The sequence below is a fragment of the Streptomyces sp. NPDC041135 genome, from assembly GCF_055592085.1.
In genome coordinates, this window is sequence record NZ_JBVIYZ010000010.1 from 208,376 (window position 1) to 223,553 (window position 15,178).

At 73.6% G+C, this 15,178-nt stretch carries 17 protein-coding genes; 9 read left to right on the forward strand and 8 right to left on the reverse strand.

The features are described 5' to 3' along the window. The first annotated feature begins 52 nt into the window (after positions 1 to 52). Both ACZ6CZ_RS23675 and ACZ6CZ_RS23680 read left to right on the forward strand, forming a co-directional pair. The gene (locus tag ACZ6CZ_RS23675; protein WP_469024490.1) at positions 53 to 1,393 is read left to right on the forward strand and encodes a transcriptional regulator; all 1,341 of its coding nucleotides are present in this window, start codon (positions 53 to 55) and stop codon (positions 1,391 to 1,393) included. Between the two features lie 75 nt (positions 1,394 to 1,468). After that, entirely contained in the window at positions 1,469 to 1,999 is a 531-nt protein-coding gene (locus tag ACZ6CZ_RS23680; protein ID WP_469024493.1) for an NUDIX hydrolase, read from the forward strand. 21 nt (positions 2,000 to 2,020) lie between these two features. On the opposite strand, the gene ACZ6CZ_RS23685 is transcribed toward ACZ6CZ_RS23680, so the two are convergent. Both ACZ6CZ_RS23685 and ACZ6CZ_RS23690 read right to left on the reverse strand, forming a co-directional pair. Then, entirely contained in the window at positions 2,021 to 2,278 is a 258-nt protein-coding gene (locus ACZ6CZ_RS23685; protein ID WP_469024496.1) for a hypothetical protein, read from the reverse strand. A gap of 220 nt (positions 2,279 to 2,498) precedes the next feature. Continuing rightward, a complete protein-coding gene (locus ACZ6CZ_RS23690) occupies positions 2,499 to 3,374 on the reverse strand; it encodes a 3-hydroxybutyryl-CoA dehydrogenase (protein WP_469024498.1) in 876 nt (291 codons plus the stop codon). 180 nt (positions 3,375 to 3,554) lie between these two features. Here ACZ6CZ_RS23690 and ACZ6CZ_RS23695 point away from each other — a divergent pair, with 180 nt between their 5' ends. Continuing rightward, positions 3,555 to 4,766 (forward strand): glycoside hydrolase family 10-like protein, encoded by a 1,212-nt coding sequence (locus ACZ6CZ_RS23695; protein WP_469024665.1) that lies wholly within the window; start codon positions 3,555 to 3,557, stop codon positions 4,764 to 4,766. A gap of 10 nt (positions 4,767 to 4,776) precedes the next feature. Here the strand turns inward: ACZ6CZ_RS23695 and ACZ6CZ_RS23700 are convergent, their stop codons facing one another. Beyond that, positions 4,777 to 4,977 (reverse strand): DUF1918 domain-containing protein, encoded by a 201-nt coding sequence (locus ACZ6CZ_RS23700; RefSeq protein ID WP_469024500.1) that lies wholly within the window; start codon positions 4,975 to 4,977, stop codon positions 4,777 to 4,779. Positions 4,978 to 5,268: 291 nt separating this feature from the next. Here ACZ6CZ_RS23700 and ACZ6CZ_RS23705 point away from each other — a divergent pair, with 291 nt between their 5' ends. Further along, entirely contained in the window at positions 5,269 to 5,862 is a 594-nt protein-coding gene (locus tag ACZ6CZ_RS23705) for a histidine phosphatase family protein (protein ID WP_469024503.1), read from the forward strand. Positions 5,863 to 5,901: 39 nt separating this feature from the next. Here the strand turns inward: ACZ6CZ_RS23705 and ACZ6CZ_RS23710 are convergent, their stop codons facing one another. Then, positions 5,902 to 6,354, reverse strand: a complete 453-nt coding sequence (locus ACZ6CZ_RS23710) for a DUF6314 family protein (RefSeq protein ID WP_469024505.1) — start codon at positions 6,352 to 6,354, stop codon at positions 5,902 to 5,904. Positions 6,355 to 6,670: 316 nt separating this feature from the next. Here ACZ6CZ_RS23710 and argC point away from each other — a divergent pair, with 316 nt between their 5' ends. Genes argC through ACZ6CZ_RS23735 form a run of 5 tightly spaced genes read left to right on the forward strand, consistent with a single transcriptional unit; the run spans position 6,671 to position 11,534 of the window. Then, positions 6,671 to 7,699 (forward strand): N-acetyl-gamma-glutamyl-phosphate reductase, encoded by a 1,029-nt coding sequence (gene argC / locus ACZ6CZ_RS23715; RefSeq protein ID WP_469024508.1) that lies wholly within the window; start codon positions 6,671 to 6,673, stop codon positions 7,697 to 7,699. Continuing rightward, entirely contained in the window at positions 7,696 to 8,874 is a 1,179-nt protein-coding gene (gene argJ / locus ACZ6CZ_RS23720) for a bifunctional glutamate N-acetyltransferase/amino-acid acetyltransferase ArgJ (RefSeq protein WP_469024510.1), read from the forward strand. Before argC ends, argJ begins: the two co-directional genes overlap by 4 nt. Next, positions 8,871 to 9,779, forward strand: coding sequence for an acetylglutamate kinase (argB, locus tag ACZ6CZ_RS23725; protein WP_469024513.1), 909 nt, complete (start codon positions 8,871 to 8,873; stop codon positions 9,777 to 9,779). The genes argJ and argB overlap by 4 nt, the downstream gene beginning before the upstream one ends. After that, positions 9,776 to 10,981, forward strand: coding sequence for an acetylornithine transaminase (locus ACZ6CZ_RS23730; RefSeq protein ID WP_469024515.1), 1,206 nt, complete (start codon positions 9,776 to 9,778; stop codon positions 10,979 to 10,981). The genes argB and ACZ6CZ_RS23730 overlap by 4 nt, the downstream gene beginning before the upstream one ends. Before the next feature lie 7 nt (positions 10,982 to 10,988). Further along, positions 10,989 to 11,534: an arginine repressor gene (locus tag ACZ6CZ_RS23735; RefSeq protein WP_469024517.1), complete on the forward strand. Its 546-nt coding sequence runs from the start codon at positions 10,989 to 10,991 to the stop codon at positions 11,532 to 11,534. A 59-nt stretch (positions 11,535 to 11,593) separates the two neighbouring features. Here the strand turns inward: ACZ6CZ_RS23735 and ACZ6CZ_RS23740 are convergent, their stop codons facing one another. The 4 genes from ACZ6CZ_RS23740 to ACZ6CZ_RS23755 all read right to left on the reverse strand — a co-directional run bounded on the left by ACZ6CZ_RS23740 (position 11,594) and on the right by ACZ6CZ_RS23755 (position 15,168). Continuing rightward, on the reverse strand, positions 11,594 to 12,334 hold the full coding sequence (locus ACZ6CZ_RS23740) for an FAD:protein FMN transferase (protein ID WP_469024668.1): 741 nt from the start codon (positions 12,332 to 12,334) through the stop codon (positions 11,594 to 11,596). Positions 12,335 to 12,389: 55 nt separating this feature from the next. Next, entirely contained in the window at positions 12,390 to 13,187 is a 798-nt protein-coding gene (locus ACZ6CZ_RS23745) for an FMN-binding protein (RefSeq protein ID WP_469024520.1), read from the reverse strand. A 28-nt stretch (positions 13,188 to 13,215) separates the two neighbouring features. Beyond that, the gene (locus tag ACZ6CZ_RS23750; RefSeq protein WP_469024523.1) at positions 13,216 to 14,598 is read right to left on the reverse strand and encodes a ferredoxin reductase family protein; all 1,383 of its coding nucleotides are present in this window, start codon (positions 14,596 to 14,598) and stop codon (positions 13,216 to 13,218) included. A 78-nt stretch (positions 14,599 to 14,676) separates the two neighbouring features. Then, positions 14,677 to 15,168: an FMN-binding protein gene (locus ACZ6CZ_RS23755; protein ID WP_469024525.1), complete on the reverse strand. Its 492-nt coding sequence runs from the start codon at positions 15,166 to 15,168 to the stop codon at positions 14,677 to 14,679. Between the last annotated feature and the right edge of the window lie 10 nt (positions 15,169 to 15,178).

The window sequence follows — 15,178 nt, forward strand, 5'->3', positions numbered from 1 at the left end:
GTGAAACGGGACGCACTACGCTGACCGCACCAGGCCACCGGGGGGCAATCCCATGCAGCCCAACACTCTGCTCGACGCGATCCTGGACGAGGCGGGCATCTCGCACGCCGGTCTCGCCGCCCACGTCAACCAGGCGGGCCGGTCCCGCGGTCTCGCCCTGCGCTACGAACACACCGCCGTGGCCCGGTGGCTGAAGGGCCAGCGGCCCCGCGGCCAGGTCCCCGACCTGATCTGCGAGGTGCTCGCCGCCCGGTTGCACCGGCCGGTGACGCTGGACGACATCGGCCTCGGCGTGCCGGGGGAGCCGGCCGCGCCGCACGGCACCTCCCTGTCCGGCTTCGTGGAACGGGCCACCGCCCTGTGGCGCTGCGACGAGCAGCAGCGCCCGCACGTCCTCGGCGCCCCCGCCGTCACCGGCACACCCGCCGTGATGCCGGTGTGGGAGTGGGAGAACCCGCCCGAGGACGTCGACGTCTCCCGCGGTGGCCGCCACCGGGTCACCGCCGGTGACATAGGGATGCTGCGCGCCGCCCGCGCCCACTACGAGCAGATGTACCGCAAGGCGGGCGGCATGGCGACCCGCACCCGCATCGTCGGCTTCCTCAACGCCGAGGCGGCCCCGCTGCTGCGCGGCAGCTACACCGACGCCACCGGCCGCCAACTGCACCGCGCCACCGGGGGACTGGTGGCCATCGCGGGCATCTGCGCCTACGACTCCGACGCGCACGGCCTCGCCCAGCGCTACTTCCACCAGGCCCTGCGGCTGGCGAAGGCCAGCGGCGACCGGGGCCTGGGCGCCTATGTCATCGCGCTCCTGGTCAACCAGGCGCTGTTCATGCGGGAGTACCGGCAGGCGGTGGCCTTCGCCGAGGCCGCCCTGCGCACCGCCGGCCGGCACATCACCCCCGCCCTCGCCTCCGACCTGTACGCGATGCAGGCCAAGGCCTACGCCCACCTCGGCGACGGCAGCAGCGCCCTGTCCTGCATCCGGCGCGCCGAGACGGCCGCCGGACGCATCCGGCGCGGTCACGAACCCGACGAGACGGGCTACGTCCAACCGGGCCTGGTCAACGTCCAGGTGGCCGAGGCGCTGCTGAGCCTCGGCGAACTCGCGGCGGCCCGGGAGCACGCGGCGGCCGCGGTCGACAACCCCGCCCACGACCGGGGCCGGGTGCACCGGCTCGCCATGCTCAGCACGATCGAGCTGCGCCGGGGCAACGCCGACCGGGCGGTGGCCACCGCCGTGGAGATGGCCGAGCAGGCCCGCGGGATGGAGTCGCAGCGCCTGCGCGACCGGCTGCGCGCGGTGCGCGAGCACCTGGTGCGCAGCGGCTCGGCCGGGACCTCGGAGGCCGCCGAACTGATCGACGGGGCGCTGCGGGTACCGCTGTAGCCGCGGACGGGGCCGGTAGGCCGGGGGAGCCGCTGCTGCGATATTGCCACTTACTCAGCGGAAGGTGGCAGAACCGTGCAGTGGACGAAACAGAACGAACAAACTGTGTATGAAAACCGCTGGTTCAGGGTCAACCTCGCGGATGTCGAGCTGCCCGACGGCCGGCATCTGGACCACTTCCTCATCCGGCTGCGCCCCGTGGCCGTGGCGACGGTGGTCAACGAGGCCAACGAGGTCCTCCTGCTGTGGCGGCACCGCTTCATCACCGACAGTTGGGGGTGGGAGCTGGCCGCGGGCGTCGTCGAGGACGGCGAGGACATCGCCCGCGCGGCCGCCAGGGAACTCGAGGAGGAGACCGGCTGGCGGCCGGGACCCCTGCACCACCTGATGAGCGTGGAGCCGTCCAACGGCCTCACCGACGCCCGGCACCACATCTACTGGGCCGAGGAGGGCGAGTACACCGGGCATCCCGTGGACGACTTCGAGTCGGACCGCCGGGAGTGGGTCCCCCTCAAGCTCGTCCCCGACCTGATCGCCCGGGGGGAGGTCCCGGCCGCGAACATGGCGGCCGCGTTACTCCTGCTGCACCATCTCAGGCTCGGATGAGCCTCGTTCGCCGGCCGGCGTTCAATGGGCCAGCGCCTGCCAGACCGCCACCACGAGCGCCCCCAGCGCCGTCAGCGCGGCGACCGAGGGCAGCGGCCAGCGGGTGTGTTCCAGGGAACTCATACGGGAGTTCAGCTCCTCCAGCTCCTTGGCGGTCTCCTCGGTGCGGTGACTGAGCAGCGCCAGCCCGCCTTCGACGCGGGCGTAGGCCACGTCGAGGCGGCGGCGTAACTCTGCGAGTTCTCCATGGACCACGGGATGCTCCGGGCCGAGGGTCACGAGTCCACTCCTTTCCGTAGTCGAACGGGTGGTTCCGCATTCCCTTGCATGCGCATGAGGAGTCAACTCCCCTGGTGGGCGCATGGGGAGCGTGTGCGACGGGCATATGCGTGCCCGGCGCGCACACGGGGAGTGAAACGAACGGGCCCGGCACCGAAAGACGGTGCCGGGCCCGCGGAGCGTCGCCGACCGTGACCGGCCGGCGCGAAGTCCGCCGTGATCAGCCGTAGGTGTAGAAGCCGGAGCCGGTCTTGCGGCCCAGCCGGCCCGCCTCGACCATGCGCTGGAGCAGCGGGGGAGCGGCGTACAGCGGCTCCTTGTACTCGGCGTACATGGAGTTGGCGATGGAGACGACGGTGTCCAGCCCGATCAGGTCGGCCAGCTTCAGCGGGCCCATCGGGTGCGCGCAGCCCATCTCCATGCCGTTGTCGATGTCCTCGCGGCCCGCGATGCCGGACTCGAACATCCGGATGGCGGACAGCAGATAGGGCACGAGCAGCGCGTTGACGATGAAGCCGGAGCGGTCCTGGGCGCGGATGGCGTGCTTGCCGAGCACCTTCTCGGCGAACAGCTGGGCCCGGCCGAGGGTGCCCTCCGAGGTGGTGAGCGCCGGGATCAGCTCGACCAGTTGCTGCACCGGGGCGGGGTTGAAGAAGTGGATGCCGACGACGTGGTCCGGGCGCGAGGTGGCGACCGCGAGCTTCACCAGCGGGATCGAGGAGGTGTTGGAGGCGAGGATCGCGTCGGGCCGGGTCACCACCTGGTCCAGCACCTGGAAGATCTCCGTCTTCACCTGCTCGTTCTCCACCACGGCCTCGATCGTCAGATCGCGGTCGGCGAACTCGCCGAGGTCGGTGGTGAAGCTGAGCCGCGCCAGCGTGGAGTCCCGCTCCTCCTCGCTGATCTTGCCGCGCTCGGCGGCCTTGCCCAGGGAGTTGAGCAGCCGGGTGCGGCCGATCTCCAGGGCCTCGCCGGTGGTCTCGGCGACCTTCACGTCCAGTCCGGCGCGGGCGCACACCTCGGCGATGCCCGCCCCCATCTGACCGCAGCCCACGACTCCGATGCGCTCGATGTCTGCCGCTGGGATGCCCGTCACATCGTCCCCTTCGCTACTGCTGTCCGTGGTGCGGCAGGACCTCCGGGTCGGCGCCTGCTCCGATCGTGCACGTTACCGCCAAGTATCGATGATCGATCGCGCGGGTGGCGGCATCCTGGGGCGCGGGACGATCCGTGGTCGAGCGGATCCGCAGCGTATGGGGGTGCGGCGATGGGGCGCATGTCACGCCGGGCGTTCGCGCTGGCGGCACTGTCGACGCCGGCCACCGGGTGGGGTGCGGCGGCCACCGGACGGCCGCGCACGGCCACCGGGATGCGGGGCGTGTGGCTGGCGACGGTGACCAACCGCGACTGGCCCTCGCGTCCCGGCCTGAGCGCGGCCGAGCAGCGCCGGGAGCTGATCGCCCACCTCGACCGGGCCGTGCGGGCCCGCCTGAACACCGTGATGTTCCAGGTGCGGCCGACGGCGGACGCGCTGTGGCCCTCGCCGTACGAGCCGTGGTCCGAGTACCTCACCGGCACCCAGGGCGAGGACCCCGGCTGGGACCCGCTGGGTACGGCCGTCGCGCAGGCGCACGCCCGGGGACTGCGGCTGCACGCCTGGTTCAACCCCTACCGGATCGCCGTCCACGACGACCCGGCCCGCCTCGCCGCCTCCCACCCCGCCCGCGCGCACCCGGACTGGGTGGTGCCCTACGGCGGCAGGCTGTACTACGACCCGGGCCTGCCGGAGGTCCGCGCCTTCGTGCGGCGGGCGATGCTGGACGCGGTGGCGCGCTACCCGGTCGACGGCGTCCACTTCGACGACTACTTCTACCCGTATCCGGTCCCCGGGCAGACCTTCGACGACGACGCCGCGTACGACGCCCACGGCGGCGGCTTCACCGACCGCGCCGCCTGGCGCCGGCACAACGTCGACACCCTGGTGCGGGAGACGGCGGCCGGGGTCCGGCGGGTCCGCCCCGGAATCCCCTTCGGCATCAGCCCCTTCGGGGTGTGGCGCAACGCCGCCACCGACGCGCGCGGCTCGGACACCCGGGCGGCCGTGCAGACCTACGACGACCTGTACGCCGACACCCGCACCTGGGTGCGCAACCACTGGATCGACTACGTCGTCCCGCAGCTGTACTGGCACATCGGGTTCGCCGCCGCCGACTACGCGACGCTGCTGGACTGGTGGGCCCGGGTCGCCGACTGCACCGGCACCCGGCTGTACATCGGCGAGGCCCTGTACAAGGCCGGGGCGGCCGGGCAGCCCGCGCCCTGGCAGGACCCGGCCGAGCTGTCCCGGCACCTCACCCTGGCGGCGGGCCGGCCGCAGGTGGGCGGGCACGTCTTCTTCGCCGCCAAGGAGGTGGCGGCCGACCCGGTCGGGGCGATGGCGCGGGTGGTCGCCGACCACTACGGGCGGCCCGCGCGGCCCCCGCGCTGATGTCTCCCCCCTACCTCATCCGTTGCTGTTCCTGGTGGCGGACCTCGCAGTCCGGGCCGGGGGACATGATCGCCTCGTGCCCGTCCTCGAACCGGACGCGGTAGGGCGGGTTGCCCTCGCTGCCCATGACCTCGACGACTTCGGATACCTGGTCGTGCTGACCGACGACCCTGCCGTGCTGGACAAGGTGGTCGCCCTGCGATGCGCGCATATCTGCCGGCCCTCCTCACGATCACGACCGTTGGGTGACGGCGATGCACGTGAGCACGGCGACGGCCGTCACCGCGGCGGCGGGCGTCGGGTGCTCACCGGCGGCAGCACCGACCCCACCAGTGTGAGCAGCGGCCGGGCCGGCTGCAACCGGCCGGCTGCAACCGGCCGGCGGCCCCCGGCCGGCCGCCCGGCCCGCGACGGCCGGTTTCGGGTGAAGGCCTCGCATACCTTCGGTAACTCCCCGGCTGTGGCCCTTGACCTGCGTACTTGCACGGCTCACCATCACCGCATGCCACTTCGGGTCACGTTCGTCGCCGCCGCGCGCAGCTCACCGCAGCCGGCCGAGCGCTTCGAGGACGCCCGTCCGCTGGACCAGGCGGGCTGGGACGAGGTGCAGCGCGTCGCGGGCGGCCTGCTGCCGCTGGCGGCGGCCGAGCTGCGCTACTGCTCCCCGGCGCCGCGCAGCCGGGCCACCGGCGACGCCCTGGGGTACGCCCCGCTCGTGCAGCTCGCCCTGCGCGACTGCGACATGGGCCGCTGGCGCGGGCTGACCCTGGGCGAGGCGATGGCCCGTGAGCCGGAGGCGGTGGACGCCTGGCTGGCCGACCCGCGTGCCACCCCGCACGGCGGCGAGTCCCTGCTGGAGTTCATCTCCCGGGTCGGCGGCTGGCTGGACACCCGCCCGGCGGACGACGGCGGCCGGATCGTCGCCGTCGCCGAGCCCTCGGTGATCCGCGCCGCCCTGGTGTACGTCCTCAAGGCGCCGCCCTCGACCTACTGGAACATCGACGTCCGTCCGCTGTCGGCGACCGCCGTCGCGGGCCGCGCCGGCCGCTGGAACCTGCGCCTCGACGGCGCCCCGGCCCACCTCCCGCGCGGCTGACCGGCCGCCCCGGCCGGTCCCCCGCGTCCGGCCAGGCGGTCAGCCGCCTCGCACGTAGTCGGTGCTCAGCACCAGGTCCTTCGCCGGACCGCCGACCCGCCACACCGTCCGCCAGCGACCGGCGTCCCGCACCGTGAACTCGCCCCGGTAGAGGTCGGCCGCGCAGGGGTGCTCGGCGACGTGGCGCCCCGTCGTCAGGTCCAGGTCGTGGAAGGGACGGCCGTCGGCGAACCGCACGTCGGCCGTGCCCGCGGCGGCGCCCGGCAGGAAGCGCAGGGTCCGCTCGGCGGGCCGGGCCACGTCCTGCCAGGTGAAGATGCCGGACTCCCGGTGCAGCAGTCCGCGCGCCCCGGCCTCGAGCGGGCCGAACTCGGTGGTCCCCTCGAACCGCCCCTCGGCCCCGCCCGCGAGATCACGCACCGTCCGCGTCACCCGCCACCGCCCGGCGAGGTAGGTCAGTACGTCGGTGACCGGCCACGACAGCGCATCCATGGCACCGAGCCTACGACCCGGCGGCGCACCGGCCCGCGGCAGGCCGGGGCGCGCGCGGTGGCCCGCCCCGTGCGGACAGCCCGCCGACCTCGGCCCTCACCCGTGATGCACATCGCCGCCGTCCTCCCCGCCGCCGTGTTCCGCGCGGCCGACGCCGCGGCCCGCAGCTACCCCTTCGGCCCCCGCACCCGCAGGGTCAACGACCTCGGCAGTCAGGTACGTCCCCGCCGGGTCCTGCTCCCGCAGGCCGGCACTCGGGAGGATTGCATAAACGTGCATCGAAACGTATAGTCATGCCATCCAGAGGAGGACGGACATGGCAGTACGTGCGGCGGTGGCCGGAGCGAGCGGATACGCGGGCGGAGAGGTCCTGCGGCTGCTCCTCGCGCACCCCGAGGTCGAGATCGGCACCCTGACCGGCAACTCCAACGCCGGGCAGCGCCTCGGCGCGCTCCAGCCGCACCTGCTGCCGCTGGCCGACCGCGTGCTGGCCGAGACCACGGCCGAGACCCTCGCCGGGCACGACGTCGTGTTCCTCGCGCTGCCCCACGGGCAGTCCGCCGCCGTCGCCGAGCAGCTCGGCCCGGACACGCTCGTCGTCGACATGGGCGCCGACTTCCGCCTCGCCGACCCGGCCGACTGGGAGCGGTTCTACGGCTCCCCGCACGCCGGTACCTGGCCCTACGGCCTGCCCGAACTGCCGGGCGCCCGCGCCGCGCTGGAGGGGTCCAAGCGCATCGCGGTGCCCGGCTGCTACCCCACCGCCGTCTCCCTCGCGCTGTTCCCGGCCTACGCCGCCGGACTGGCCGGCACCGAGGCCGTGGTCGTCGCCGCCTCCGGCACCTCCGGCGCCGGCAAGGCGCCCAAGCCGCACCTGCTGGGCAGCGAGGTCATGGGCTCGATGTCGCCGTACGGCGTCGGCGGCGGCCACCGGCACACCCCCGAGATGATCCAGAACCTCAGCGCGGCCGCCGGGGAGCGGATCTCCGTCTCCTTCACGCCCACCCTCGCGCCGATGTCCCGGGGCATCCTCGCCACGTGCAGCGCCGCCGCCCGGGACGGGGTCACCGAGGAGTCGCTGCGCGCCGCCTACCACAAGGCCTACGCCGACGAGCCGTTCGTGCACCTGCTCCCCGAGGGCCACTGGCCCGCGACGGCGTCCGTCCACGGTTCCAACGCCGTCCACGTGCAGGTCGCCTACGACCCGCAGGTGCGCCGGATCATCGCGATCAGCGCCATCGACAACCTGACCAAGGGCACCGCCGGCGGCGCGGTGCAGAGCATGAACATCGCCCTCGGTCTCGACGAGACCACCGGACTTTCCACGATCGGAGTGGCACCGTGAGCGTCACGGCAGCGAAGGGATTCACGGCGGCGGGCATCGCCGCCGGGATCAAGCAGAACGGCAACCCGGACCTGGCCCTCGTGGTCAACACCGGGCCACGCCGCGCCGCCGCGGGCGTCTTCACCTCCAACCGCGTGAAGGCGGCGCCGGTGCTGTGGTCGGAACAGGTCCTCAAGGGCGGTGAGCTGACCGCCGTCGTCCTGAACTCCGGCGGCGCCAACGCCTGCACCGGCCCCAAGGGCTTCCAGGACACCCACGCCACCGCCGAGAAGGTGGCCGAGTCACTGAACACCGCGGGCCACGGCAAGGCCGGCGGCCACGCCCCGGGCCACGTCGCCGTCTGCTCCACCGGCCTGATCGGCGTACCGCTGCCGATGGACAGGGTGCTGCCCGGCATCGACGCGGCGGTCGCGCAGCTCAGCCCGCACGGCGGCGAGAAGGCCGCCATCGCCATCAAGACCACCGACACCGTCCACAAGACGTCCGTCGTCACCGGGGACGGCTGGAGCGTCGGCGGCATGGCCAAGGGCGCCGGCATGCTCGCCCCGGGCCTCGCCACCATGCTGGTCGTCCTCACCACCGACGCCGACCTCGGCAGCGAGACGCTCGACGAGGCGCTGCGCGCCGCCACCCGCGTCACCTTCGACCGGGTCGACTCCGACGGCTGCATGTCGACCAACGACACCGTGCTGCTGCTCGCCTCCGGCGCCTCCGGCATCGCCCCGGACCACGAGGAGTTCGCCGAGGCCGTCCGGGCCGTCTGCGACGACCTCGGGCAGCAGCTGATCCGCGACGCCGAGGGCGCGAGCAAGGACATCAGGGTCGAGGTGATCAACGCGGCCAGCGAGCGGGACGCCGTCGAGGTGGGCCGCTCCATCGCCCGCAACAACCTCCTCAAGTGCGCGATCCACGGCGAGGACCCCAACTGGGGCCGCGTGCTGTCCGCGATCGGCACCACGAGCGCCGCCTTCGAACCCGACCGGCTCAACGTCGCCATCAACGGCGTGTGGGTGTGCAAGGACGGCTCGGTCGGCGAGGACCGCGAGCTGGTCGACATGCGCTACCGCGAGGTGCACATCGTCGCCGACCTGGCCGCGGGCGGCGAGTCCGCGACGATCTGGACCAACGACCTCACCGCGGACTACGTCCACGAGAACAGCGCCTACAGCTCATGAGCCATCCGACGCGCAAGCACACCGCGCTCCCCAAGGCCCAGATCCTCATCGAGGCCCTGCCCTGGCTGACCCGGCACCACGGGAAGACCGTCGTCATCAAGTTCGGCGGCAACGCCATGGTGGACGAGGACCTCAAAGCGGCCTTCGCCCAGGACGTCGTCTTCCTGCGGCACGCCGGCCTCAAGCCGGTCGTCGTGCACGGCGGCGGCCCTCAGATCAGCGCCGCCCTCGACCGGCACGGCATCGTCAGCGAGTTCCGGGCGGGGCTGCGCGTCACCACCGAGGACGCCATGGACGTCGTACGGATGGTGCTGGCCGGGCAGGTGCAGCGCGAGCTGGTCGGCCTGCTCAACCAGCACGGCCCGCTCGCCGTGGGCCTCACCGGCGAGGACGCGCACACCATCACCGCCGTCCGGCACCGGCCGGAGATCGACGGCGAGCGCGTCGACATCGGGCGGGTGGGCGAGATCACCGCCATCGACACCGGCGCCATCGAGGCGCTCCTCGCCGACGGCCGCATCCCGGTCGTCTCCTCCATCGCACGATCCCAGGACGACGGCCATGTCTACAACGTCAATGCTGATACGGCGGCTGCGGCACTCGCTGCGGCACTGGGCGCCGAGACCCTCATGGTCCTCACCGACGTCGAGGGACTCTACGAGGACTGGCCGCACTCCGACGAGGTGATCAGCCGCCTCACCGCCGCCCAGCTGGAGAAACTGCTGCCGGACCTGTCCTCCGGCATGGTGCCGAAGATGGAGGGCTGCCTGCACGCCGTGCGCAACGGCGTCAACACCGCCCGGGTCATCGACGGCCGGGTGCAGCACTCGATCCTGCTGGAGATCTTCACCGACGAAGGCATCGGCACGATGGTCGTGCCCGACGAGCACGAGGGGGAGTCATGAGCAACGAGGAACTGACCGCGCGCTGGCAGGGCGCGCTCATGAACAACTACGGCACCCCCCGGCTGCCTCTGGTGCGCGGCGCGGGCACCCGGCTGTGGGACGCCGACGGCACCGAGTACCTGGACTTCGTCGGCGGTATCGCCGTCAACGCGCTCGGCCACGCCCACCCGGCCGTCGTCGAGGCCGTGAGCCGGCAGATCGCCTCCCTGGGCCATGTCTCCAACCTGTTCGTCGCCGAACCGCCGGTCGTCCTCGCCGAACGGCTCCTTCAGCACTTCGGCCGCGACGGAAAGGTGTACTTCTGCAACTCGGGCGCCGAGGCCAACGAGGGCGCCTTCAAGATCGGCCGGCTGACCGGCCGCCCGCACATGGTCGCCACCGACGGCGGCTTCCACGGCCGCACCATGGGCGCCCTCGCGCTCACCGGCCAGGCCGGCAAGCGGGAGCCCTTCCTGCCGCTGCCCGGTGACGTCACGCACGTGCCGTACGGCGACCCGCAGGCGCTGGCCGCCGCGGTCACCGCGGACACCGCCCTGGTGATCATCGAGCCGATCCAGGGGGAGAACGGCGTCGTCGTGCCCCCGCCCGGCTACCTGAAGGCCGCCCGCGCCATCACCGCCGCCACCGGCTCGCTGCTCGTCCTGGACGAGGTGCAGACCGGGATCGGGCGCACCGGGAACTGGTTCGAGTACCAGGCCCACGAAGGCGTCCTGCCCGACGTCGTCACGCTGGCCAAGGGCCTCGGCGGCGGGCTGCCGCTCGGCGCCACCGTCGCCTTCGGCCGCGCGGCCGAGCTGCTGCGGCCCGGGCACCACGGGACGACCTTCGGCGGCAACCCGGTCGCCTGCGCCGCCGGCCTCGCCGTTCTCGACACCATCGCGGGGGAGGGACTGCTGGAGAACGTCAAGCGGCAGAGCGAGACGCTGCGCGCCGGAATCGAGTCCTCGGGCCACCCGTTGATCGATTATGTCCGGGGCGCGGGGCTGCTGCTGGGTATGGTGCTCACCGAGCCGCTCGCGCCCCAGGTGCAGCAGGCGGCTCAGGAGGCCGGGTTCCTGGTGAACGCGCCCGCCCCTGACGTCGTACGGCTGATGCCGCCGCTGAACCTCGGCGACGACGAGGCGGGTGCCTTCCTCCGGGCGCTGCCCGGCATCCTCGACGCAGTGCACCCGGCACGCGGGGACGGACGATCCGGAGAATGAGACGACGATGAGTCAGGCGCAGGACGACGAGCAGCAGGGCGCCGCAGGCCCCGCGGTGCCGCAGACCCGCACCGCGCGTCACCGCCGGATCGTGGACATCCTCAACCGGCAGCCGGTGCGGTCGCAGAGCCAGTTGGCGAAACTCCTCGCCGACGACGGGCTGAGCGTCACCCAGGCGACGCTCTCCCGGGACCTGGACGAGCTGAACGCGGTGAAGATCCGCAACACCGACGGCGACCTGATCTACGCGGTGCCGAGCGAGGGCGGTTTCCGCACCCCGCGCGCCCCGCTGGGCGGATCGGCGAAGGAGGAGCGGATGCGGCGGCTGTCGCAGGAGCTGCTGATCTCCGCGGAGGCCTCCGCCAACCTCGTCGTGCTGCGCACCCCGCCGGGCGCGGCCCAGTTCCTCGCCTCCTCGATCGACCAGGCCGAGCTGCACGACATCCTGGGCACGATCGCGGGCGACGACACGCTGCTGCTGATCAGCCGGGAGCCGACCGGCGGCCAGGCCCTGGCCGACCACCTCCTGCGCCTGGCCCAGAACGGCCACTGAGGCCCGGCACGGCCGGGCCGGCCCGCGGGTCGTCCCGGCCGGGGCGCACCGTCGCCGGGTCAGCCCAGCCGTGCCGCCAGGCCGCCGGTGCAGCGCACCTCGTCGCCGGCCGTGATCAGCAGCGCCTCCACGCCGGGCAGCGACTCCAGCCAGGCCAGCCCGGCCCGCGAGCCCATCGCGAACGCCGCCGTGGCCCAGCAGTCGACCCAGGTCAGCCGCGGGCCGACGACGGTCACGGCCACGAGGTCCGTCACCGCGGGCCTGCCCGTGCGGGGGTCGGCGATGTGCGCCCCGCGCTCCGCCGTGCCGGAGGTGGCGACCGACAGTTCGCTCACGCCGGCCGCGGAGATCACCGCCGCCAGCCCGCCCGGCCGCAGCGGGTCGGCCACCCCGATCCGCCAGGGCCGCTGCGGCTCGGGCGCGCCGATCATCTGCACGTCGCCGCCGCCGTTCACGCTGACCCCGCACACCCCGTCCACCGCGGCGATCAGCCGGGCCGCCCGTTCGGCCGCCCAGCCCTTCACGATGCCGGTCGGGTCCAGCGGCCCCTGGTAGCGGGGGCTGAACCAGCCCTCGCTGACCCGCTCCGCCTCCGCGGCCAGCTCCAGCACCTCGGCCACCTCGGGGGAGCAGGCGGCGACGTCCAGCTCGCCCCGGGCCAGCCGGGACAGCTCGCTGTCGTCCCGGTAGCCGCTGAACACCTCGTCGGCCCGGTGCAGGCCGGCGACCGCCGCGTCGAGGGCGGCGCGCACGGCACCGGGTTCCCCGCCGCGGACGTCGAAGGAGAAGACCGTCCCCATGACCTCCTCCGCCCGGCGCACCGCGGCGGGAGCCTGCGCCGCCCCGGCGCCCGTCTCAGCCACCGGCCCGGTCCAGCGCCGACTGGAGGGACTGCCGGTAGCCGGTGCTGGTGTAGGTGGCCCCCGAGACGGAGTCGATCCGCGCGCTGCCGGCGGCCACCGCCTCCTGGTTGAGGCGGGGCACCGCGAGCGCGGTCTTCTGGGTGCTGGTGCCGCCCCGGGGTGCCTGCACCGCCTCCGCCTTCGTGATCCGGCCGCCGCTGACGGTGATCCGTACCTGCACCGGCCCGTACTGGGTCTGCGCGGTCTTCCCGGTCACCGTACGCGCCTGGCCCCGCGCCTGCCCCGCCCCGGCGGCGGAGGACGCCCCCGGGGAGGCCGCGGGCGACGCGGCCGGGGCGGTCCGCATCTTGTCCAGCGCCGACTGGAGCGAGGTGCGGTACCCGGTGCTGGTGTACGTCGCGCCGGACACCGCGTCGATCCGCGCGTTCTGCGCCGCCACCGCCTCCTGGTTGAGGCGGGGCACCGCGAGCGCCGTCTTCTGGTCGCTGGTGCCGCCCTTGGGCGCCTGCACCGCCTCCGCCGCGGTGATCCGGCCGTCCTTGACGGTCAGCCGCACCTGCACGGCCCCGTACTGCGTCTGCGCCGCGTCGCCGGTCACCGTGGTGGAGCCCGCGGCCCGGGCCCCGCCCTGCGGCGACTCCTGGGCCGCCGCGGTCTGCTGCGGTGCCGCGCCGGCCGCCGACGCCGAGGCCGGGTCCGAGGACGGCTTCAGCGACAGCAGCAGCACGACACCGGACACCGTGGCGGCGGTGGCCAGCACGGCCCGCCGCACGGGGTGGCTCTTCCTCATCGCTTCCAGCTCCTGCTCGTGCGGTCGCTCACATCTCGAACGACTCGTGGTGGATGCGGCGGGCGGGGACTCCCGCGCCGCGCAGCGCCTCGTACACCTGCTGCGCGAACCCGGGCGGGCCGCACATGAACACGTCGTGGCGGTCCACGTCCGGGATCTTCCGCCGGAGGTTGTCCGCGGAGATGTCCGGCCGCTCCCCGCCGGGGCTGTTGACCGCGTACATCAGCCGGGCGCCCCGCTCCTCGGCGATGGCCGCCAGCTCGTCCCAGAGCGCCAGGTCCTGGGTGCTGTTGGCCCGGTACAGCAGGGTGATGTCACCGGCCGCGCCGGGCAGCGTCTCGAACAGCGCGCGCATCGGCGTGATGCCCACCCCGCCCGCGACCAGCAGCACCTTGCCCCGGCTGCGGCGCTGGGCGGTGAGCGCGCCGTACGGACCCTCCGCCCACACCCGGGTGCCGGGCTCCAGCTCGCGCAGCCGGGCGCTGTGGTCGCCGATCGCCTTGACCGTGATCCGCAGCATGTCGGGGCGGGGCGCCGCCGACAGGGAGTACGGGTGCGAGCTGAACCGCATCCCGGGGGCGAGGAAGCGCCAGCGGAAGAACTGCCCGGCCTCCGCGCCCATCCGGTGCAGCCTGCGCCCGCCGATCAGCACCGACACGATGCCCGGCGTCTCCTCGACGACCGCCTCCACCCGCATCCGGTGCCGCAGGTTCAGCCGGACCGGGGTGAGGATGCGGAACCAGACGACCAGCGCGGTGACGGCGCCGTACAGCCCGTACCAGAAGGTCTTGGCGGCCGGTTCCAGGGCGAAGTCGTTGCCGGTGGTGATCTGGTGCCAGAACGTCAGGAACACGGCCGCGTACGTCAGCAGGTGCACGTGGTACCAGGTGTCGTACGGCATCCTGCGCCGCACTCCGCCGATGGACACCAGCCCGATCAGCACGAGCAGGGCGGTGCCGATCGCGGCCTTGCCCATGTCCGGCAGCTGGGTGACGGAGTCCGTGGTCTGCTGGACGATGTCGCCGAGCGAGCGGCCCGCCTGGAGCGCGTAGCCCCACATGGTGAGGAAGACGTGGGCGAGTACCAGGCAGAGCGTGTAGCGGCCGCTCATCGCGTGCCAGCGGGCCACCCGGTCCGAGCCCACGCGCCGCTCCAGGGCCGGGACGCGGGCCATCTGGAGCACCACCAGCGCCATCAGGTACCCGGCGAGCAGCCCGGTGATCCGGCCCGCGTTGAGGATCCGGCCGCCGTCGTCGGCGATGGACGGCGTGTCGTGCCACCACAGCCACAGCACGGCCACCGCGCCCGCCCACACGGCGAGGAGCAGGGGGACGGCCGGGGAGCGGCGCGGACGGATGCGGCGCATCGTCTGTCGGCGGGCGGCACGCCCGCCTGCGATCGTGGTGGTCACGGTTCCTCCGTGGGGACTTGACCCTTGGCCCACAGATACGTGCCGCGCCCGCCGGGTGTTCAGCCGTCGGCCGAGTCTTCAGAGACCCGCCGAGTCCAGCGCGGACTGGAGTGACTGCCGGTAACCGTCGCTCGTGTACGTCGCCCCCGACACCGTGTCGATCTGCGCGCTCTGCGCGTCCAGCGCCTCCCGCCGCAACTGGGGGACGGCGTACCTGTTGATCTCCTGGTCGCGCGGGTTCTCCGTCGGGTAGGTGAGCGCGGTCACGTCGGTGAGCCTGCCGCCCGAGACGGTGATCCGCACCTGGACCGGGCCCCAGCGGGTCTGGGCCGTGCTGCCGGTGACGGTCCGCGTCCCCGGCGACGGCGTGCCGCCCGAGCCGGAGGCGGTGGAGCCGCCGCTGCCGGCCGGGGCGCTCGCGCCGGCCGAGGGGGCGGGCGCGGCCGCGCTCACGGGAATGCCGGGCGCGGTGTGCGGCTTCAGCGACAGCAGCAGCACCATCCCGGAGACGGTGGCCGCACCGGCCAGTACGATCCGCCGCAGCGGGCGGTTCCTGTTCAACGCGTGCACGTGTGCCGCC

What these genes read in the sequence shown, in the direction of transcription:
- ACZ6CZ_RS23730 (WP_469024515.1), top strand. Translation starts at nt 9,776, where the DNA reads ATGAGCAACGAGGAACTGACCGCGCGCTGGCAGGGCGCGCTCATGAAC.
- ACZ6CZ_RS23700 (WP_469024500.1), bottom strand. Translation starts at nt 4,977, where the DNA reads ATGCGCGCATCGCAGGGCGACCACCTTGTCCAGCACGGCAGGGTCGTC.
- ACZ6CZ_RS23710 (WP_469024505.1), bottom strand. Translation starts at nt 6,354, where the DNA reads ATGGATGCGCTGTCGTGGCCGGTCACCGACGTACTGACCTACCTCGCC.
- ACZ6CZ_RS23740 (WP_469024668.1), bottom strand. Translation starts at nt 12,334, where the DNA reads ATGGGGACGGTCTTCTCCTTCGACGTCCGCGGCGGGGAACCCGGTGCC.
- ACZ6CZ_RS23675 (WP_469024490.1), top strand. Translation starts at nt 53, where the DNA reads ATGCAGCCCAACACTCTGCTCGACGCGATCCTGGACGAGGCGGGCATC.
- ACZ6CZ_RS23695 (WP_469024665.1), top strand. Translation starts at nt 3,555, where the DNA reads ATGTCACGCCGGGCGTTCGCGCTGGCGGCACTGTCGACGCCGGCCACC.
- argB (WP_469024513.1), top strand. Translation starts at nt 8,871, where the DNA reads ATGAGCCATCCGACGCGCAAGCACACCGCGCTCCCCAAGGCCCAGATC.
- ACZ6CZ_RS23705 (WP_469024503.1), top strand. Translation starts at nt 5,269, where the DNA reads ATGCCACTTCGGGTCACGTTCGTCGCCGCCGCGCGCAGCTCACCGCAG.
- ACZ6CZ_RS23735 (WP_469024517.1), top strand. Translation starts at nt 10,989, where the DNA reads ATGAGTCAGGCGCAGGACGACGAGCAGCAGGGCGCCGCAGGCCCCGCG.
- argC (WP_469024508.1), top strand. Translation starts at nt 6,671, where the DNA reads ATGGCAGTACGTGCGGCGGTGGCCGGAGCGAGCGGATACGCGGGCGGA.
- ACZ6CZ_RS23745 (WP_469024520.1), bottom strand. Translation starts at nt 13,187, where the DNA reads ATGAGGAAGAGCCACCCCGTGCGGCGGGCCGTGCTGGCCACCGCCGCC.